This is a genomic window from Winslowiella iniecta (assembly GCF_001267535.1).
Taxonomy (GTDB): domain Bacteria; phylum Pseudomonadota; class Gammaproteobacteria; order Enterobacterales; family Enterobacteriaceae; genus Erwinia; species Erwinia iniecta.
The window spans coordinates 40,881-58,999 of sequence record NZ_JRXE01000023.1; the positions used below are offsets into that span (position 1 = coordinate 40,881).

The window sequence follows — 18,119 nt, forward strand, 5'->3', positions numbered from 1 at the left end:
AATCTTCTGATTTTCCTGCCAGTTGGCTAAAAAGCTATGAAAAAAAGGTCTTGAGGGTAGACAATCGGCAGGGCGATCATTAGAATGCGCGCAATTTGCCAAAAATCGATATCTCAGGCGGTTTTTGCATTGATTCAGGCTATGATTATGAATTAATATGCAGATATTGTGACTGTTTATTCCCTGGAGGACGTTTTGATTAAGTCAGCGCTATTGGTTCTGGAAGACGGAACCCAATTCCACGGTCGGGCCATTGGGGCAGTAGGATCGGCAGTGGGTGAAGTTGTTTTCAACACTTCAATGACCGGTTATCAAGAAATCCTCACAGATCCTTCCTATTCTCGCCAGATCGTCACCCTTACTTATCCCCATATCGGCAATGTCGGCACCAATGCAGCTGACGAAGAATCCTCTCAGGTACATGCGCAAGGCCTTGTTATTCGTGACCTGCCGCTGATCGCCAGCAACTATCGTAATGAAGAAGGGCTGTCTGAGTACCTGAAGCGTCACAACATTGTGGCCATCGCCGATATTGATACCCGTAAGCTGACCCGGTTGCTGCGCGAGAAAGGTGCTCAGAATGGCTGCATCATCGCGGGTGACGCGCCGGATGCCGAGCTGGCCTTGCAGAAAGCGCAAGCGTTTCCTGGCCTGAAGGGCATGGACCTGGCGAAAGAAGTGACCACTCAGGAGTCTTACAGCTGGCTGCAAGGCAGCTGGACGCTGCAAGACGGACTGCCCGCGCAGAGTAAAGCTGACGAGATGCCGTTCCATGTAGTGGCTTACGACTACGGTGCCAAGCGCAATATCCTGCGTATGCTGGTCGATCGCGGCTGCCGCCTGACGGTAGTACCGGCGCAGACGCCAGCTGACGAAGTGCTGAAACTCAATCCGGATGGCATCTTCCTGTCGAACGGACCGGGTGACCCGGAGCCTTGTGACTACGCCATCTCCGCGATTCAGTCTTTCCTCGAAACCGATATTCCGGTATTTGGCATCTGTCTCGGCCACCAGTTGCTGGCACTGGCCAGCGGCGCGAAGACGGTAAAAATGAAGCTCGGCCACCACGGCGGCAACCATCCGGTGAAAGATCTGGATAACGACTGCGTAATGATTACTGCTCAGAACCATGGCTTTGCGGTCGATGAAAATAACTTACCGGCCAATCTGCGCGTGACGCACAAATCACTGTTTGACCATACTGTGCAAGGCATTCATCGCACGGATAAAGCGGCTTTCAGCTTCCAGGGGCACCCTGAAGCCAGCCCAGGCCCACATGATGCCGCGCCGCTGTTCGATCACTTTATCGAACTGATTGAAGCTTACCGTTCAACCGCAAAATAATCAGGAGCGAGAAAATGCCAAAACGTAGCGACATAAAAAGTATCCTGATTCTTGGTGCTGGCCCGATCGTCATCGGCCAGGCTTGTGAATTCGACTACTCTGGCGCGCAAGCCTGTAAAGCGCTGCGCGAGGAGGGTTACCGCGTCATTCTGGTGAACTCCAACCCGGCGACCATTATGACCGATCCGGAAATGGCCGATGCGACCTATATCGAGCCGATTCACTGGGAAGTGGTGCGCAAAATCATCGAAAAAGAGCGCCCGGATGCGGTACTGCCGACCATGGGGGGCCAGACGGCGCTGAACTGCGCGCTGGAACTGGAACGTCAGGGCGTGCTGGCAGAGTTTGGCGTCACCATGATTGGTGCCACTGCTGATGCGATTGATAAAGCAGAAGACCGTCAGCGCTTTGATAAAGCGATGAAGAAAATCGGTCTGGAAACCGCTCGTTCCGGTATCGCGCACACGATGGAAGAAGCGCTGGCTGTGGCGGATGAACTTGGTTTCCCGTGCATCATCCGTCCTTCCTTCACCATGGGCGGCACCGGCGGCGGTATCGCTTACAACCGTGAAGAGTTTGAAGAGATTTGTGAGCGCGGCCTCGACCTGTCGCCAACCAATGAGCTGCTGATTGATGAGTCGCTGATTGGCTGGAAAGAGTATGAGATGGAAGTGGTGCGTGATAAAAACGACAACTGCATCATCGTCTGCTCGATCGAAAACTTTGACCCGATGGGTATCCATACCGGTGACTCAATTACCGTTGCGCCAGCACAGACGCTGACCGATAAAGAGTATCAAATCATGCGTAACGCCTCGATGGCGGTACTGCGTGAGATTGGCGTGGAAACCGGTGGTTCGAACGTGCAGTTCTCGGTTAACCCGAAGAATGGCCGTCTGATCATTATCGAAATGAACCCGCGTGTTTCCCGCTCTTCCGCACTGGCATCGAAAGCCACCGGCTTCCCGATTGCTAAAGTGGCGGCCAAGCTGGCGGTCGGTTATACGCTGGATGAACTGATGAACGATATCACCGGCGGCCTGACCCCGGCATCGTTCGAGCCTTCTATCGACTATGTTGTCACCAAGATCCCGCGCTTTAACTTTGAGAAATTCGCCGGTGCCAATGACCGTCTGACTACGCAGATGAAGTCAGTCGGTGAAGTGATGGCGATTGGCCGCACACTCCAGGAATCAATGCAAAAAGCGCTGCGTGGCCTGGAAGTGGGCGCAAACGGCTTTGACCCGAAAGTCAGCCTTGACGATCCGGAAGCACTGACCCGCATTCGTCGCGAGCTGAAAGACGCCGGTGCCGACCGTATCTGGTATGTGGCTGATGCTTTCCGCGCCGGTATGTCGGTCGATGGCGTATTTAACCTGACCAATATTGATCGCTGGTTCCTGGTGCAAATCGAAGAGCTGGTGCGCCTGGAAGAGCAGGTTGCGCACGAAGGCGTGAATGGCCTGACCAAAGATTTCCTGCGCAGCCTGAAGCGCAAAGGCTTTGCCGATGCGCGTCTGTCCGACCTTGCTGGCGTGTCCGAATCAGAAATACGCAAGCTGCGTGAGCAGTACAATCTGCACCCGGTTTATAAGCGTGTGGATACCTGTGCGGCTGAATTCTCCACCGATACCGCGTATATGTACTCAACCTACGAGGAAGAGTGCGAAGCTAATCCAAACCAGGACCGCGATAAAATCATGGTACTGGGCGGTGGTCCAAACCGTATCGGTCAGGGTATCGAATTCGATTACTGCTGTGTGCATGCCTCGCTGGCGCTGCGCGAAGACGGTTACGAGACCATTATGGTCAACTGTAACCCGGAAACCGTTTCTACCGACTATGACACTTCTGACCGTCTCTACTTTGAGCCGGTAACGCTGGAAGATGTGCTGGAAATCGTCCGCATCGAGAAGCCGAAAGGGGTGATTGTGCAGTACGGTGGTCAGACGCCACTGAAACTGGCCCGTGCGCTGGAAGCCGCCGGGGTACCGGTTATCGGTACCAGCCCGGATGCGATTGACCGTGCAGAAGACCGTGAGCGTTTCCAGCAGGCAGTGGATCGTCTTGGTCTGAAGCAGCCAGCTAACGCCACCGTCACCGCGCTGGAGCAGGCGGTGGAGAAAGCGGTACAGATTGGTTACCCGCTGGTGGTGCGCCCGTCTTATGTACTGGGTGGCCGGGCGATGGAAATCGTTTACGATGAAATCGACCTGAAACGCTACTTCCAGAACGCGGTTTCGGTTTCCAACGATGCGCCGGTGCTGCTGGATCGCTTCCTTGATGATGCGGTTGAAGTCGATGTTGACGCGATTTGTGACGGCGAGCGCGTGCTGATTGGCGGCATTATGGAGCATATCGAGCAGGCAGGCGTGCACTCCGGTGACTCTGCATGTTCATTGCCGGCTTACACGCTGAGTGCTGAAATTCAGAATGTGATGCGTCAGCAAGTCGAAAAACTGGCGTTTGAACTCTGCGTGCGCGGCCTGATGAACGTCCAGTTCGCGGTGAAAGATAACGAAGTTTACCTGATTGAAGTCAACCCACGTGCCGCGCGTACCGTGCCTTTCGTTTCGAAAGCCACCGGTGTGCCGTTAGCAAAAGTGGCGGCGCGCGTGATGGCCGGGAAATCACTGGCCGCGCAGGGCGTGACGGAAGAGGTGATTCCACCGTACTACTCCGTAAAAGAAGTGGTGCTGCCGTTTAACAAGTTCCAGGGCGTTGACCCGATTCTTGGTCCGGAAATGCGCTCCACCGGTGAAGTGATGGGTGTGGGGCGTACCTTCGCGGAAGCTTTTGCCAAAGCGATGTTGGGCGCGCAGTCCAATATGAAGAAATCCGGTCGCGCGCTGCTGTCGGTGCGTGAAGGCGATAAGAAACGTATCGTTGACCTGGCGGCGAAACTGCAGAAGTTTGGTTTCGAACTGGATGCGACGCACGGCACCGCAGTGGTTCTGGGTGAAGCGGGCATCAATCCACGTCTGGTCAATAAGGTGCACGAAGGCCGCCCACACATTCAGGATCGACTGAAGAATGGTGAATATGCCTATATCGTAAACACCACCGCTGGTCGTCAGGCGATTGAGGATTCGAAGCTGATTCGCCGCAGCGCGCTGCAGTATAAAGTGCACTATGACACTACGCTGAACGGCGGCTTTGCCACCGCGATGGCGCTGAATGCTGACCCGACCGAGCAAGTGATTTCCGTGCAGGAGATGCACGCGCAAATTAAAGGTTAATTCGCCTCAAATTAAAAATCCCCGCGCTGCGGGGATTTTTTTCAATGTGCTGATACTCAGGACAGCGCCACTTTAATCCCTAAGCCAATCAACACCCCTCCCAACAGCTTATCAATCAGCTTCTGCGCTTTTGTCAGTCCGCGACGAACCGGTGCGCTCTGAATCAGAAATACCAGCATTGGCCACCAGATGACCGACAGACTCAGAATGATGCCGGCATACCACATCTTTTCACCAAAGCCGGAGTCGATGCTCAGTACCTGAGTAAACACTGAGAGGAAAAACAGCGTGGCTTTTGGGTTAAGCAGGTTGCAGAGATAGCCCTGTAAGAAGGCTTTCTTCAGCGACGTTTGCTCGCGCTGAACATTGCTCAGATCCATTTTACTGTTACCGCGCGCCAGCAGCGCCTGCACGCCGATATAGATCAGATAACCAGCACCGGCATATTTCAGCAGCATAAACAGCCAGGGTGTCGTGGTAATCACCACTGCCAGACCCGCGACGCAATAGGTCATATGGGTAGCCACGCCAAAAATCACCCCAAGCGAGGTCACCAGCGCGGTTCCACGGGTATAACGTGCGGCATTTTTAATAATCAGAAAAAAATCCGGGCCGGGAGAGAGCATCCCCAGCGTGGCGAGGGTGGCAACAAACAAGCTGGTTTCTAACATGGTAATAATCTGAGTCAAAGTGGAAAGCGCAAGTTTAGCACGTGTGATACCCAATGCGCTGCGCCTCGTGTCAGCACCGTGACGGAAGGCGCAGGGGGTAAAAACCTTTATAACCTTTACGCAAATCCCGCCATCTCGCTATCGACGAAACTTTCGCCTTTACGTATGATGGCGCCAATTTAATCCTGTTGAGTTTCATATGATGATTAGCCTTATCGCGGCTTTGGCAGCCGATCGCGTTATTGGAATGGAAAATGCGATGCCGTGGAATCTGCCTGCGGATTTAGCCTGGTTCAAACGTAATACCCTGAATAAGCCGGTTATTATGGGCCGCCTGACCTGGGAATCGATCGGTCGCCCGTTGCCGAATCGCCAGAATATCGTGATCAGCAGCCAGCCTGGTCATGCAGAAGGTGTGACCTGGGTGGCATCGATTGATGAAGCTATTCAGGCTGCCGGTGCGGTGGAAGAGATCATGGTGATTGGTGGTGGGCGTATTTACGAACAGCTGCTGAGCCGCGCCGATCGCCTCTATCTGACCCATATTGATGCCGAAGTTGAAGGCGATACTCACTTCCCGGATTACGAGCCTGATGAGTGGGAATCCAGTTTTAGTGAGTTCCACGATGCTGATGCCAATAATTCGCACAGCTACTGTTTCGAAATCCTCGAACGCCGTTAATTGCTGGTTAGTCGCTGCGTAATGCCTTAAAGCCTGCGCAGCGCTATTCAGACCTGAATATCACGACGCCACGTCGACCACTTCAAGCGAGTAAACCAGGGTCGCGCCGGGCGGAATGACGGGCGGATTGCCTTCTTCACCGTAAGCCAGCTCAGGCGGCACCACCAGAGTGATCACCCCCTTTTTACCTGCCAGATATATCGCATCCTGAAACAGCGGCGGGTATTCGCTTAGCCGTTGTGAGACAACCGTGCCACTGTCGCTGACCACGGTACCGTCTATCAAACTTTCCCTGACCCGAATATCAATTTTGTCTGTCGCGGCAATTTCCCCACGGCTTTTCTGCTCGATTTTATAATAGAAACCGGCAGGCGCACGATGGGTACCCGGACGCTTGATAAACTTTTCAACAAAAGCCGTGCCGGCCTGCTGGTGGCGGGAGGAGAAAGCGTCGGTCGCCTCTTGTAAGGTTGAACCGATAGTAAAGAGTAGCTGATTCACCTCTTGTTCAGATAGTTGGCTACGACGCCCGAGGAAATCCTGGATGCCTGCCAACACTGTCTGATTATTGGTCTGGATATTCAATGCGTTGTTGCGCTGTTTCATCTGCATAATGTTGCGGCCAATCAGCACCCCGGCGGCGTAATCGGCTTTCAGATCGTCGGTAAGGATGATCGCCGGAGGTGTAGCAGGACGATGGCTCTGACCAAGTAACGTCGCGCCGAAAATCGCGCCTGACAGCGGAGAAATAAGCGACAGCGCGGTAAAGAACATGCCATTGCCGCTGATAAGCTGTGATGCAGGCCAGACAGAGGCGGGGAACATCCCGGAACTTAACGTCTTCTCCTTTCCCTGATAGCTTTCCAGAGCAGCGTTGAGCCGTGTGACTTCAAGCTGCAACTGTTTAATCTCACTTGCGGATTGGGTATTGATCTGACCGATCTTTTTCCTGAGTTGCGCTATCTGCCGGTTTTTTTCAGCCATGGCGACATTGTCAGGTTGTCGGGTTATCTTTTTCTCCGCCTTATTTGATACGGGCGAAAGCGCGTCTTTTGGCGCACTCTCTTCTGACTTGGGCGCGGGTAAAAAACGTGTCTCATCAAAATTACTCATTGAACGACGTTCATCTCCTGGCACCCACGAGTAATCTCTGGCCGCACTATTGCCCGATAATACCAGTAAGAAAACCGTCGATAATATCCATAATAATGGGCTTTTTATACCGACAGCGTTGGCGGCAAAAAAATACTTGCAGTAATAAATCATTTGAATGCTCTTTATGTAAATAAAATAACGGCAGCGCTATTTTCAATGTGCGCAGGTAGCAGAAGTAATGAGTAATATCAGCAAACTTTTACCAATAAAAAGTATTTACTGTCAATCTGCTGGTGTGGATTATTTGCTGTCAATGCCTTCTTAGCTCAGGGTTAATAATATAATTACCGCTGTTTAATTTAAGGTTGTTAATAACACATTGCTAAAATGGAAATGGTCTTCCCTGATTAACAAAAATAGACTGAGGCTGTTCCTGTGATCTGGATATTTTTCAGCGCAGGGTAATTTAAATATTGATGATATGGGGAATATCAAAATGCAATTCAAAAAGACTTCAGCATTGCTGTTGGCGATGGGGCTGTTTTCTATGGGGGCGGCGCAGGCTGCTGATCAGGGTGGTGGCACGGTAACATTTAGCGGCTCGTTGATTGAAGCGCCATGCAGTGTTGATCCTGATTCAAAAGATCTCAATGTGCCGATGGGGCAAGTGACCACCGCAGCGCTGAAAAGCCAGGGTACCGCCGCCCCCGTTCGCTTTGAGATTAAGCTGAACGATTGCCAGAATATGACGCAAAAAGTGAAAGTGAAATTCACGGGCATTGCCGACAGTAAAGATCCTAAACTGCTGGGATTACAGGATGGTACAGCTGAAGGCGCAGGGATTAAGTTAATGAATGACAACGGCTCGCAGATTGATTTAAACACGGGTTTATCCAGCGAGGTTTCACTGACGCCCACCACTATCATCAGCCTTCAGGCTGCTTTAAAGGGCAGCGGCACAGATGCGGAACTAAAAGCTGGCGACTTTACCAGTGTAGCGAACTTTGCGCTGCAGTATAACTAAAAGATTTTTCATCAGGAATACATATTGAGTAATGTTTTCATTACTCAATATTATTTGCCTGGAGATATTTGGCCAGAAATTGATGGATATTAGCGATGGCATCCTTGAGTTCGAGAAAGAAAATACTTGCGGTCTGTGTGGCATTACCGTTTTGTAGAAGCGATCCGGCGGAAGCTAATGTTGATTTTAATACGGCGGTATTAGATATCAATGATCGTAACGCAATCGATTTAAGCCATTTCTCAAATGATGGGTATGTGCTGCCTGGCGAGTATTTGCTGGACGTAAAAATTAATAAGGCAACGATCAATCAGCAAATGATCAGCTATCTTGCCGATCCGCTCTCAGGTAATCCCTCGCGTCTGTGCTTGCCGCCGGATTTGATCAATCGGATGGCGTTGAAAAAAGAAGCCAGCGAAAAAGTCACGCTATGGAATAATAAAAAGTGTGCCGATATCAGTCGTATTGAGGGAGCGCAAGTCTCCAACAAGATTGGTCAGGGCGCACTACAGATTAATATTCCGCAAGCATCGATGAAATATTCTGACCCTGACTGGGTTCCCCCTGAGCAATGGGATCACGGCATTCCCGGTCTGCTGGCCGATTACAGCGTCAGTGGGCAAATTGGCAAACGCTATGGGCGAGGTGAATCCCATAGTTCTTACAACAGTTTCAGCAGCTACGGCACATTGGGTGCCAATGCTGGCAGCTGGCGACTGCGTGCGGATTATCAGGCTTATACGGCTCGCAACAGGTTGCAGAATAAAAGCGAATTTGCCTGGAATCAGATCTATGCGTTTCGCACTTTGCCCGAGCAAGCTGCCCGCCTGGCGGCCGGTGAACTCTATCTGGATTCCAGTGTGTTCAGTAGTTTCCGCTATACCGGAGTGAATTTGCGCAGTGATGAACGTATGCTGCCGCCAAACTTGCAAGGCTATGCGCCTGAAGTCCGGGGGGTTGCTGCCAGTAACGCGAAAGTGACCATTTTGCAGGAAGGTCGGGTGCTGTATGAAACCACGGTATCTGCAGGCCCGTTTGTTATTCAGGATCTCAGCAGCTCTGTACGTGGACGGCTGGATGTCAGGGTTGAAGAAGAGAATGGTAAAGTCAGCACTTTCCAGGTCAATACTGCCTCGCTGCCTTATCTGACCCGCCCTGGCCATGTACGCTATAACACCGCCGTTGGTTTGCTCTCAAACCGGGACCACCGTATTCCTGGGCCGGGAATGGCGATGGGCGATTTTTCCTGGGGAATGACGAATTCATGGTCGCTGTATGGCGGTTCGTTACTGGCCGGTAATTACAATGCTCTTAACGCCGGTATCGGGGTGGATTTGTACGCCTTAGGCGCCATGTCGCTGGATGCAACCGAATCCTGGGTCAGGTTGCCAGGTCGTAGCAGTGAGATGGGAACCTCATTAAAAATTAACTACGCTAAGCGTTTTGACGCCTGGAACAGTCAGATTAGTTTCGCTGGCTATCGTTTCTCCCAACGAAAATATATGGATATGTCGCAATATTTGGCCGCGCGTTTTCAAAATAATGAGGATTATTCACGGCGGGAAAAACAGAGTTATACGGTAACAGCAAATAAGACTTTTTGGGCAGATGATCCAGGTAAAGCATTGACAACTTATCTTAGCTATAGCCATCAGCAGTACTGGAACAGTACTGTCAGAGAGCGTCTGGATTTATCACTGAGTAAATTGATTGATGTTGGCAATATAAAGAATGTTTCAGTATCCATGTCCGCCTATAAATCGAAACAGCATAACGCCGATGAATATGGCGGCGCATTAACTATTTCCGTACCGTTGCAAGGGCGTCGCCGTGCCGGATATAACCTGAATATTGCTAATCGTGATACGACACAAACGGCATCCTGGAGCGACTATTCCGATCCTGATAATAGCTGGCAAGTTACTGCCGGTGTCAATCAGCGAGGAAAGGCCGTCGGTGGAGGGTCTTATACCCACGAGTCTCCTTACAGCACGTTAAATGTTAACTCTTCTTACCAGCAAGATAGCTATACCTCGTTGAGTGGAACGCTGCGTAGTGGTATGACGGCAACGGAACATGGCGCAGCCATTCATCGTAATTCAATGAACGGTGCCAGCCGTATCATGGTAAGTACCGGAGATATCAGTGGCGTACCGATAAATAATGGCCGGGCAAAGACCAATCATTTCGGCGTGGCCGTGGTGAGTAATGTGAATAGTTATTATGACACCACCACCCGTATTGATGTGAATAAACTGGATGATGATGTTGAGGCGATGCGCGCGGTGGTGCAGGGAACACTGACAGAGGGCGCGATCGGATACCGTAACTTTGATGTGGTCAGAGGGGAAAAAATGTTTGCTGTATTACGCACCGTAGACGGCGTAGCTCCCCCATTTGGCGCAATAGTGATGAGTAAGCAGGGGCGGGAAATATCGGTAGTCAATGATGATGGCAGTGTTTATTTGAGTGGCGTGAAGCAGGAAGAAACCCTGGATGTTGCATGGGGTGGCAGCAAAAAATGCCAAATTCGCGTACCTGCTAATTATAAAAGTTTATCGCAGCTTCTGTTGCCGTGTGAATAATTTTCAATGGATGACTAATCATGCATGCTTTATTTAAATTAACCATAATGCTTTTTGCTATTTTTAGTGCGGGCATGGCTCAGGCAGCGCTCACGCTTGATCGGACGCGAGCGATTTTTGATGCTGAGGAAAAATCGATCAGTATGAATATCAGTAATGATAATAAAAAACTGCCATTTTTAGCTCAGTCATGGATTGAAGACAGTAACCATAAGAAAGTCACTTCTCCACTGGTGGTGTTACCGCCATTGCAACGTATCAATATGGGTGAGCGCAGTCTGGTACGTATTGCGCAGTCTGCTGGCGTCAGTGCGCTACCCGAGGATCGCGAAAGTTTATTCTATTTTAATTTACGCGAAATTCCGCCGCGACCTGAACAGGCTAATGTCATGCAAATCGCAATGCAGACGCAGATAAAATTGTTCTGGCGGCCAGCAGCAATACGCGCAGAAAGGGGGGCTGTCTGGCAGGATAAGATTATCTTTAAAAAGACCGATCAGGGATTCAGTATTGAAAATCCAACGCCGTACTATGTGACGCTTAGCAATATGAGCAATAAGTTTAAAAAAGATAGCGGTGTTGAGATTAAGGGGTTCAATCCAGTAATGATTGCGCCGAAATCCAGTGAGAACCTTACCCTCCCGACCACCGGCCTGAACAGTTTTGTGGTGAGTTATATTAATGATTATGGTGGACATCCTGAGGTTAAATTTGTTTGTGACAGCAGCCAAATTTGTCGTGCCGATAGCAAATAATAACTAACCCAGGAGGTAATATCATGCGCGTTAAATTTACTATGACAAATAGTATCCGGAAAGGGTTACCCCTATTACTTGGTTTGCTGCCTGTTGCCGTGCAGGCATCGTACCAGCCAAAAGAGGTTGCTCAGCCACGTAATGAATTTTCTCAGACGGGAAAAGTGCATTTTGTCGGTGGGTTGCTCAGTACGCCTTGTTCGTTATCTGTCGAGTCGCAGGAGCAATGGATAGAGCTGGGTAATACCGCTGCCAGCCAGTTTCGTCATCAAGGGGATCGCGGCCCGGAGGTCAGGTTCAGCCTGAATTTTAAAGATTGTCTGATGGGCGCGAGTGGCTGGCAGCAAGGTGCAGAATCGCTGAAATATCCGGCAAATTCTTTGGCTTATACCACCGGTGAGCAATTGGTGGCTTTTTCTTTTGCCGGAGTGCCAAATGATGAAAACGTTGAACTGCTGAAACTTAATGGTGCTCTGGGAATGGGGCTGCGCCTGTGGGATGCAATGGCACGACCGGTTCCACTTAATCAGCGAATAAATTCGTTTTTTCTCCAGCCAGGTGATAATACGCTGACCTTTAGCGCCAGCCTCGAATCAACGCGGAAATATGTTCAGGCCGATTATATCGATGCGGTGGTGAACATTAATGTCTACTATTTTTGAGGGCGGCAGCGGTGAAAGTAAAACAACTTAATAGCTGGTTGGTCACGGCGATGCTTTTCGGCACGCTATCGACTTCCGCAGTAGCATTTGAACAGGGAGAGGTACGGCTGGTAAATGGTACTCAAACCAGAGATATTGAATTAACCGACAGCGATATCGTTGATAATAATCCGGGGGCGGAAGTCACTCGTTCCTGGAATGTTACCGCCAGATATAAGGGGCAGGTGTATTGCGATCAAGCGATAATTCCTGGGGCGAACTCTGTTTTCTTCCAGACGACATCAATCTTACCCCCTTCAGAAATTAACAGCGGATTTTTAAAACTCAATGAATATTTTGATGTAAAAGTCGAAGTGGTGGTGGCAGGGTATAATCAAAATTTTTATACCATACCTTTCACTGATGTCGATAATCTCCAGACGGATTTTTTCTGTGAGCAATCGCCGCAGGAAATTCAGAGAGACTTTGAGTCAGCCTCAAAGGGAAAGGTGACTTTTAAATTAAGAAAAAGAATTACCAATGGTGCGGTGATTGACGATCAGGAAACCTTCAACATGTTTGGCCGCATGGGGGGGGGTAATGGCCGTTATGGTAATGAACCGATGTTTAATGTGAGGATTAAGACGGCAATTATTGGTGTGCCGGAAAAATGTATTTTTAATGGCGGAAACCCAATCCAGGTTGATTTTGGTGATATTGGCAGTGAGGGGCTGGATGGTAGCCGTTATATGCAGGATCTGGCGATCGACTTTGTCTGTAGCGGTGGCGACTTTGATAACGGTTCTAAAAATATCAAGCTGACGGTAAGGGCTGACGTCAGTGATTTCTCTGCCGACTACTTTAAAACCGATAAGCCGGACTTAGGCATCAAATTGACCAGCAGGGAAGGGATTGTCAGGCCAAATATCACTTACCTGGTGCAGAGTAATCAAAATAGTGGCCGTTGGCAGCTGAGCGCGGCACCGTTCGCAAAGCCGGGGGCAAGTATAAGCGAAGGGGAATTTAATGCCAGTGCAACCGTTATCGCCAGCTTTGATTAAGGAGCCAGAGCAATGCAGAGCAGAATTTTCAGCCTGACGGCGCTGGTCATGCTGTATGCCGCCGGTGTGCAGGCAGAGATTATTATGGACGGTGGGGAGATCAATTTCACGGGTAGAGTGGTATCTCAGCCTTGTGTCGTCGCCCCTGACTCAGCAGATATTGATGTCGATATGGGCCGCATCAGCAAGCAGGATTTACTGCAAAATGGCAAAAGCCAGACGAAGAATTTCAGTATACGGCTGACTAACTGCAACACCTCTACCGTTCAGTCGGTACGGGTGACCTTTAGCGGCAATGAGGACAGTAAGTTACCCGGTCGGCTGGATATTACTGGTGACGCAGACGGTGCCGCTATCAGATTATTGAACCAGGACGGTAGCGCTATCATTATCAATAATCCGGCGCAAGGTATTCCCCTGAACGACGGTGAAAACACCCTGAATTTTGGCGCTTATCTGGAAGCCCAACCCGCGACAGAGCTGGTGACGGGTAACTACGCTGCCAGCGCGAACTTTATCTTAAGCTATCAGTAAATTACTCAATGTAGCATTTTCGGATTGCGCTGATGTTTTTCCTGATTAAATTTCTTTGGGTTAAAGTATAGTTAGCCAGTGTTCAATGGATGGAGGACGTGACAGCAGTGATAATAGTACTGTCGATTAGCGATGTCATGAATATATCAGTCTGAAGACAATATGAAATAAAACTTATCACCAGGGTTAATGATAATGAATGAAATCGTCTTTAGTGAACTTGAGGGTGTCGAGTTTGACCCTCTGTATAATGAGATATTATTTATTCTCGCTGAACATGATAACTCAATCGACCCGCTGAATAATCAGCAGGCAGGTGAGCAAATCAACTGGCTCGATATCAGAGAAAAAAGCGAACGCTTATTAATGGTCTGTCATGACCTGCGCGTTATTATCTGGTTTATGCGCGCCGGGTTTCACACTCTGGGGGTGGCAGCACTCTGGCAGGGTATTAAGTTAATTGATGACCTGCTGGCCGCTAAAGAGACGGTATATCCTCTTCTGGTGGATGAACCTGTTGGAAGCGGACATGCTGCGGCATTAGGTTGGTTATCCACCCCGTCCTGTTTGTCTGAATTAAAAAAGGCCAGACTGGCCTCCGAGATTGGCTTAACGTTTGAAGCGGTTTATGAAAATGCGCTGCAAAGCGCTGAGTCGACGGTCACATTCGCCGAGCTTATTGTGATGCTGGATAGCGCGGACAGTGGTTATCAGGCACAGAACACACCGGTATTGTCGCAGCAGCTGGCGTTTGTTGGTGAGGCGCTGGAGCGAATTGAGCAGTACGCTAATCAGAACAGTGATGGCTATTTACTGGAGTGCAGAAATCTTCGTGCAGTAATCGGCAAACTGGCGGCGCAGTTATCCGGACTAAATAGTGATGCTGAAACACCGTTTTCTGATGAAATGTCCGGCGAGGACTTGCTCGCAGACCCTGCGCAAGCCACTTCTGCTAACGTCCGCATGGATGGAAAAATCAGAACGCGGCAGGAAGCTATTTTGATGCTGGACAGAATTATTGATTATTTTAAAACTTACGAGCCGAGTCATCCGGCACCCATCTTTATTAAGCGCTCGCAGAAAATGATCGGTATGGAATTTGAAAATATTGTTGAAGAATTAATGCCAGATGCCATGAGCTCACTTAAACAGTTTATTGGCAAATAAGGGTATCAGGCTATCAGGGAGTGGATAATGGCAAGAGATACAAGTTCGCAAAAGTTTATTGGTAGAAATAATGCTCCTCGCGTGCAGATTGAATACGATGTGGAAATTTATGGTTCGCAGAAAAAGGTCGAGCTACCGTTTGTTACTGGCGTGATGGCTGATTTATCCGGCCACCGGTCAGAGCCTTTGGCACCGATTGCTGACCGAAAATTTTTAACTTTCGATCAGGATAACTTTGATTCGCGCATGCGCGCCATTAAGCCTCGGCTGGCGTTAAATGTGAATAGCACTCTCGATGATGATAACGATAACTTGTTGAATGTAGAGCTTGAATTTGAATCAATGGATGATTTCTCCCCTGGTGCGATTGCGAAAAACGTTCCCGAACTGACGCGCTTACTGGAAACCCGTACTCGTTTAGCTGAGCTGATTACCTATATGGATGGCAAGGCGAGTGCTGAAGAGGTGATTAAAAACTTGCTCGAAGATCCGGATTTTTTACATCGCGTTGCGCAGCAAAATAAAAACCCAGTTAACGACGCTACTAATAACGTGCGATCTGAAGGGAAACCGGAGGAACAAGCATGATGGAAAATATGTACGCCCCGGCGAATAAAACTGCCGTTGAGCTGGACGCTGAACATGATGAGAATGAACTGGATCAGATCTTAAAGCGTTCTTTCCGTCCCCGTACCGATGAAGCCAGTGATGCAGTACGCCGTGCCGTAGGCACGCTGATGGATTATGCCAGCAGTAATAAGATGACGGTTAGCCGTGATGTGGTGCTTACCGTTGAGACTCTGATCGCGGAAATTGATGACAAGATTAGTCGTCAGGTGAATGAGATCCTGCATCACGCTGAATTTCAGAAGCTGGAATCATCCTGGCGTGGGCTGGATTATCTGGTCACCAATACTGAATCGAATGAGCATCTTAAAATTCGCGTCCTGAATATCAGCAAAGATGAACTGGCACGTAATTTGCGGCGCTACCGTGGTGCGGCATGGGATCAAAGTCCGATATTCAAACAGATTTATGAGTATGAATATGGCCAGTTTGGTGGCGAACCTTTTGGCTGCCTGATCGGTGATTTTGAGTTTGATCACAGTCAACAGAGTGTCTCCTTACTTACCGAAATGGCGAAAATTGCTGCGGCGTCACACTGTCCGTTTGTCTCATCCGCTTCGCCGTCATTAATGCAGATGAGTAACTGGAACGAACTGGCGAATCCACGCGATATCGGCAAAATTTTCTCCACACCGGAATATGCCGCCTGGCGCAGTCTGCGTGCCAGCAATGATTCACGTTATCTGGTACTGACCATGCCGCGGTTTTTATCACGTCTGCCTTATGGTGCGATGACTAATCCCGTGGAAGAGTTTGCTTTTGAAGAGACGGTGCGACCGGAAATGGTGGATGACTTCGCCTGGGCAAACTCCGCTTATGCCATGGGCGTTAATATTAACCGGGCTTTCCATCAATATGGCTGGTGCTCGCGTATTCGCGGTATTGAGTCCGGCGGTGGCGTCGAAGAACTGCCGGCTTATGCATTCCCTTCGGATGAAGGCAGCTATGAGCTGATTTGCCCAACCGAAGTGGCTATTTCGGATCGCCGTGAGCATGAGCTTTCAGAAGCCGGTTTCTTGCCGCTGGTCTACCGCAAGAATACCGATTTTGCTGCCTTTATTGGCTCCGGCACTTTGCATCAGGCGGCAACCTATGAGGATGCTGATGCCAGCGCTAACGCCAAATTATCGGCGCGTCTGCCTTATATTTTTGCCACCTGTCGCTTCGCTCATTATCTGAAATGTATTGTGCGCGACAAAATCGGTTCTTTTCGTTCACGTGCGGATATGCAGAGCTGGCTTAATGACTGGTTAATGAATTACGTTGATGGGGACCCGTCAATTTCTACTGAAGCCACCAAGGCAATGCGCCCGCTTTCTGCCGCAGAAGTGAATGTTGAGGAGGTGCCAGAGGATCCCGGTTATTACCGCGCACATTTTTATCTGCGCCCGCACTATCAGTTAGAAGGCATGACGGTTTCATTACGCCTGGTCTCGAAATTACCTTCAGCCAGAACGGATGCCCGAATCTACAATTAATTTAAACTGGCTAGTCATTTTTCCTGTGTCACGGTAATACCACTGCAAGTGTGATGTGTTTTATATTAATTAATCGATATTTTTCAGGTTGTACTTTTTTATTTGAGTGTGCGTTTTAATCATCAGTTAAATTAGTTGTTAATATCTTAAGGAGAAGTAGATGGCTGCAAGTAAGTTCGATGACAATATGACTGGGTTAGTGGACTACTTTCTAAAAATAGAGGGTGTGGACGGTGAATCACAGGACAAGAAATATAAGGGGTGGATTCAACTGCAAGCCTGGCAGTGGGCGCAGGAAAACTCAGGTCGTCTGGCACATGGCAGTGGCGGTGGTGCCGGTAAAGTGAATATGAGCGACTTTGAATTTCGTATGGCGAGCAATAAAGCCTCTCCGAAATTGTTCCAGCTCTGTGCAACCGGGGAACATATTAAGCAAGCTCAGCTTGTCTGCCGTAAAGCCGGTAACGGACAGCAAGACTTTATGACCATCACCTTTAAGCAGTGTCTGGTTTCTTCTTACCGTATCGTGGGCAATATGCCGCTGGGTATCGGTGCAGCGGCAGGCAATGATATGGTGCTGCCAACCGAAATGCTGAGCCTGAACTTCGCGCAAATTGAAATCGAATATCGCGAACAGAACGCAGACGGCACCATGGGTCCAGTGATCAAAGCCGGTTATGATCTGAAAGCCAACACCCGTATTTAATGGTAATACGCTGACCAGCTGCCGTATCGCTGGCTGGTCAGCTATCCGGGAGCGTAATAGTGAAAGCGTCACTACCTGCTATTTTCGATAAGCTAAGTTTGCGCAGTGATAAACGAAAAGGTGAGAACTGGCGAGAGATATTATTACGTGATATAGAGTGTTTATTAAATGATGCCTCACGAGGCGCGGATTTAAAATTGTTAGCAGGATCTGAGGCTGAATCTTCGGTGATTAATTTTGGTTTGCCTTCACTGAGTAAAAGAATTCCGATTGATATCGATCCGGTACTGCTGGCGAAACATATTCAGCGGATTATCTCGACATTCGAACCACGACTGGACTCCAGAAGTATTAGAGTTGTGCCATTAATTGATGGCGAGCAGTGTTATGTATTAGCCATCCTGTTCGATATCTATGGGGTCTGTCTGTTTGCAGAGGGAGAAGAAAGAGTCAATTTGCGCATTGCTCTGGATTATTCATGTGGTGCGGTACGTGTATTTAAATAATGAA

General features: G+C 49.4%; 16 protein-coding genes. 14 read left to right on the forward strand and 2 right to left on the reverse strand.

The annotated features are described in order from the left end of the window. Positions 1 to 195 precede the first annotated feature (195 nt). Complete coding sequence (carA, locus tag NG42_RS16000; RefSeq protein WP_052900699.1) at positions 196 to 1,344, forward strand: glutamine-hydrolyzing carbamoyl-phosphate synthase small subunit; 1,149 nt, start codon at positions 196 to 198, stop codon at positions 1,342 to 1,344. A gap of 14 nt (positions 1,345 to 1,358) precedes the next feature. Then, positions 1,359 to 4,583, forward strand: a complete 3,225-nt coding sequence (gene carB, locus NG42_RS16005; RefSeq protein WP_052900701.1) for a carbamoyl-phosphate synthase large subunit — start codon at positions 1,359 to 1,361, stop codon at positions 4,581 to 4,583. Between the two features lie 56 nt (positions 4,584 to 4,639). Here carB and NG42_RS16010 read toward each other — a convergent pair whose 3' ends face one another. Beyond that, positions 4,640 to 5,254 (reverse strand): LysE family translocator, encoded by a 615-nt coding sequence (locus tag NG42_RS16010; protein WP_052900759.1) that lies wholly within the window; start codon positions 5,252 to 5,254, stop codon positions 4,640 to 4,642. 202 nt (positions 5,255 to 5,456) lie between these two features. Between NG42_RS16010 and folA the strand changes: the two genes are divergently transcribed. After that, a complete protein-coding gene (gene folA / locus NG42_RS16015) occupies positions 5,457 to 5,936 on the forward strand; it encodes a type 3 dihydrofolate reductase (protein WP_052900762.1) in 480 nt (159 codons plus the stop codon). Between the two features lie 60 nt (positions 5,937 to 5,996). Here folA and NG42_RS16020 read toward each other — a convergent pair whose 3' ends face one another. Then, entirely contained in the window at positions 5,997 to 7,049 is a 1,053-nt protein-coding gene (locus NG42_RS16020; RefSeq protein ID WP_053115920.1) for an FKBP-type peptidyl-prolyl cis-trans isomerase N-terminal domain-containing protein, read from the reverse strand. Positions 7,050 to 7,527: 478 nt separating this feature from the next. Here NG42_RS16020 and NG42_RS16025 point away from each other — a divergent pair, with 478 nt between their 5' ends. The 11 genes from NG42_RS16025 to NG42_RS16075 all read left to right on the forward strand — a co-directional run bounded on the left by NG42_RS16025 (position 7,528) and on the right by NG42_RS16075 (position 18,115). After that, positions 7,528 to 8,055 carry a fimbrial protein gene (locus NG42_RS16025; protein ID WP_052900765.1) on the forward strand — a complete coding sequence of 176 codons (528 nt, stop codon included), beginning with the start codon at positions 7,528 to 7,530 and terminating at the stop codon, positions 8,053 to 8,055. Between the two features lie 95 nt (positions 8,056 to 8,150). Beyond that, on the forward strand, positions 8,151 to 10,640 hold the full coding sequence (locus NG42_RS16030; protein ID WP_052900703.1) for a fimbria/pilus outer membrane usher protein: 2,490 nt from the start codon (positions 8,151 to 8,153) through the stop codon (positions 10,638 to 10,640). A 20-nt stretch (positions 10,641 to 10,660) separates the two neighbouring features. Continuing rightward, positions 10,661 to 11,395, forward strand: coding sequence for a fimbrial biogenesis chaperone (locus NG42_RS16035; protein ID WP_052900705.1), 735 nt, complete (start codon positions 10,661 to 10,663; stop codon positions 11,393 to 11,395). A gap of 23 nt (positions 11,396 to 11,418) precedes the next feature. Beyond that, the gene (locus tag NG42_RS16040) at positions 11,419 to 12,057 is read left to right on the forward strand and encodes a fimbrial protein (RefSeq protein ID WP_053115918.1); all 639 of its coding nucleotides are present in this window, start codon (positions 11,419 to 11,421) and stop codon (positions 12,055 to 12,057) included. 11 nt (positions 12,058 to 12,068) lie between these two features. Continuing rightward, positions 12,069 to 13,097 (forward strand): fimbrial protein, encoded by a 1,029-nt coding sequence (locus NG42_RS16045; protein ID WP_052900707.1) that lies wholly within the window; start codon positions 12,069 to 12,071, stop codon positions 13,095 to 13,097. A gap of 12 nt (positions 13,098 to 13,109) precedes the next feature. Next, positions 13,110 to 13,631 carry a fimbrial protein gene (locus NG42_RS16050; RefSeq protein WP_053115917.1) on the forward strand — a complete coding sequence of 174 codons (522 nt, stop codon included), beginning with the start codon at positions 13,110 to 13,112 and terminating at the stop codon, positions 13,629 to 13,631. Between the two features lie 195 nt (positions 13,632 to 13,826). After that, positions 13,827 to 14,798, forward strand: coding sequence for a type VI secretion system protein TssA (locus NG42_RS16055; RefSeq protein WP_053115916.1), 972 nt, complete (start codon positions 13,827 to 13,829; stop codon positions 14,796 to 14,798). 27 nt (positions 14,799 to 14,825) lie between these two features. Next, positions 14,826 to 15,386: a type VI secretion system contractile sheath small subunit gene (gene tssB, locus NG42_RS16060; protein ID WP_052900711.1), complete on the forward strand. Its 561-nt coding sequence runs from the start codon at positions 14,826 to 14,828 to the stop codon at positions 15,384 to 15,386. Between the two features lie 8 nt (positions 15,387 to 15,394). After that, positions 15,395 to 16,903 carry a type VI secretion system contractile sheath large subunit gene (gene tssC, locus NG42_RS16065; protein WP_162231034.1) on the forward strand — a complete coding sequence of 503 codons (1,509 nt, stop codon included), beginning with the start codon at positions 15,395 to 15,397 and terminating at the stop codon, positions 16,901 to 16,903. A gap of 187 nt (positions 16,904 to 17,090) precedes the next feature. Further along, the gene (locus tag NG42_RS16070; protein WP_052900774.1) at positions 17,091 to 17,609 is read left to right on the forward strand and encodes an Hcp family type VI secretion system effector; all 519 of its coding nucleotides are present in this window, start codon (positions 17,091 to 17,093) and stop codon (positions 17,607 to 17,609) included. Positions 17,610 to 17,668: 59 nt separating this feature from the next. Beyond that, positions 17,669 to 18,115 carry a type VI secretion system baseplate subunit TssE gene (locus NG42_RS16075; RefSeq protein ID WP_052900713.1) on the forward strand — a complete coding sequence of 149 codons (447 nt, stop codon included), beginning with the start codon at positions 17,669 to 17,671 and terminating at the stop codon, positions 18,113 to 18,115. Positions 18,116 to 18,119: the final 4 nt, after the last annotated feature.

What these genes read in the sequence shown, in the direction of transcription:
- carB (WP_052900701.1), top strand. Translation starts at nt 1,359, where the DNA reads ATGCCAAAACGTAGCGACATAAAAAGTATCCTGATTCTTGGTGCTGGC.
- NG42_RS16010 (WP_052900759.1), bottom strand. Translation starts at nt 5,254, where the DNA reads ATGTTAGAAACCAGCTTGTTTGTTGCCACCCTCGCCACGCTGGGGATG.
- folA (WP_052900762.1), top strand. Translation starts at nt 5,457, where the DNA reads ATGATTAGCCTTATCGCGGCTTTGGCAGCCGATCGCGTTATTGGAATG.
- NG42_RS16020 (WP_053115920.1), bottom strand. Translation starts at nt 7,049, where the DNA reads ATGAGTAATTTTGATGAGACACGTTTTTTACCCGCGCCCAAGTCAGAA.
- NG42_RS16025 (WP_052900765.1), top strand. Translation starts at nt 7,528, where the DNA reads ATGCAATTCAAAAAGACTTCAGCATTGCTGTTGGCGATGGGGCTGTTT.
- NG42_RS16030 (WP_052900703.1), top strand. Translation starts at nt 8,151, where the DNA reads ATGGCATCCTTGAGTTCGAGAAAGAAAATACTTGCGGTCTGTGTGGCA.
- NG42_RS16035 (WP_052900705.1), top strand. Translation starts at nt 10,661, where the DNA reads ATGCATGCTTTATTTAAATTAACCATAATGCTTTTTGCTATTTTTAGT.
- NG42_RS16040 (WP_053115918.1), top strand. Translation starts at nt 11,419, where the DNA reads ATGCGCGTTAAATTTACTATGACAAATAGTATCCGGAAAGGGTTACCC.
- NG42_RS16050 (WP_053115917.1), top strand. Translation starts at nt 13,110, where the DNA reads ATGCAGAGCAGAATTTTCAGCCTGACGGCGCTGGTCATGCTGTATGCC.
- NG42_RS16055 (WP_053115916.1), top strand. Translation starts at nt 13,827, where the DNA reads ATGAATGAAATCGTCTTTAGTGAACTTGAGGGTGTCGAGTTTGACCCT.
- tssB (WP_052900711.1), top strand. Translation starts at nt 14,826, where the DNA reads ATGGCAAGAGATACAAGTTCGCAAAAGTTTATTGGTAGAAATAATGCT.
- tssC (WP_162231034.1), top strand. Translation starts at nt 15,395, where the DNA reads ATGTACGCCCCGGCGAATAAAACTGCCGTTGAGCTGGACGCTGAACAT.
- NG42_RS16070 (WP_052900774.1), top strand. Translation starts at nt 17,091, where the DNA reads ATGACTGGGTTAGTGGACTACTTTCTAAAAATAGAGGGTGTGGACGGT.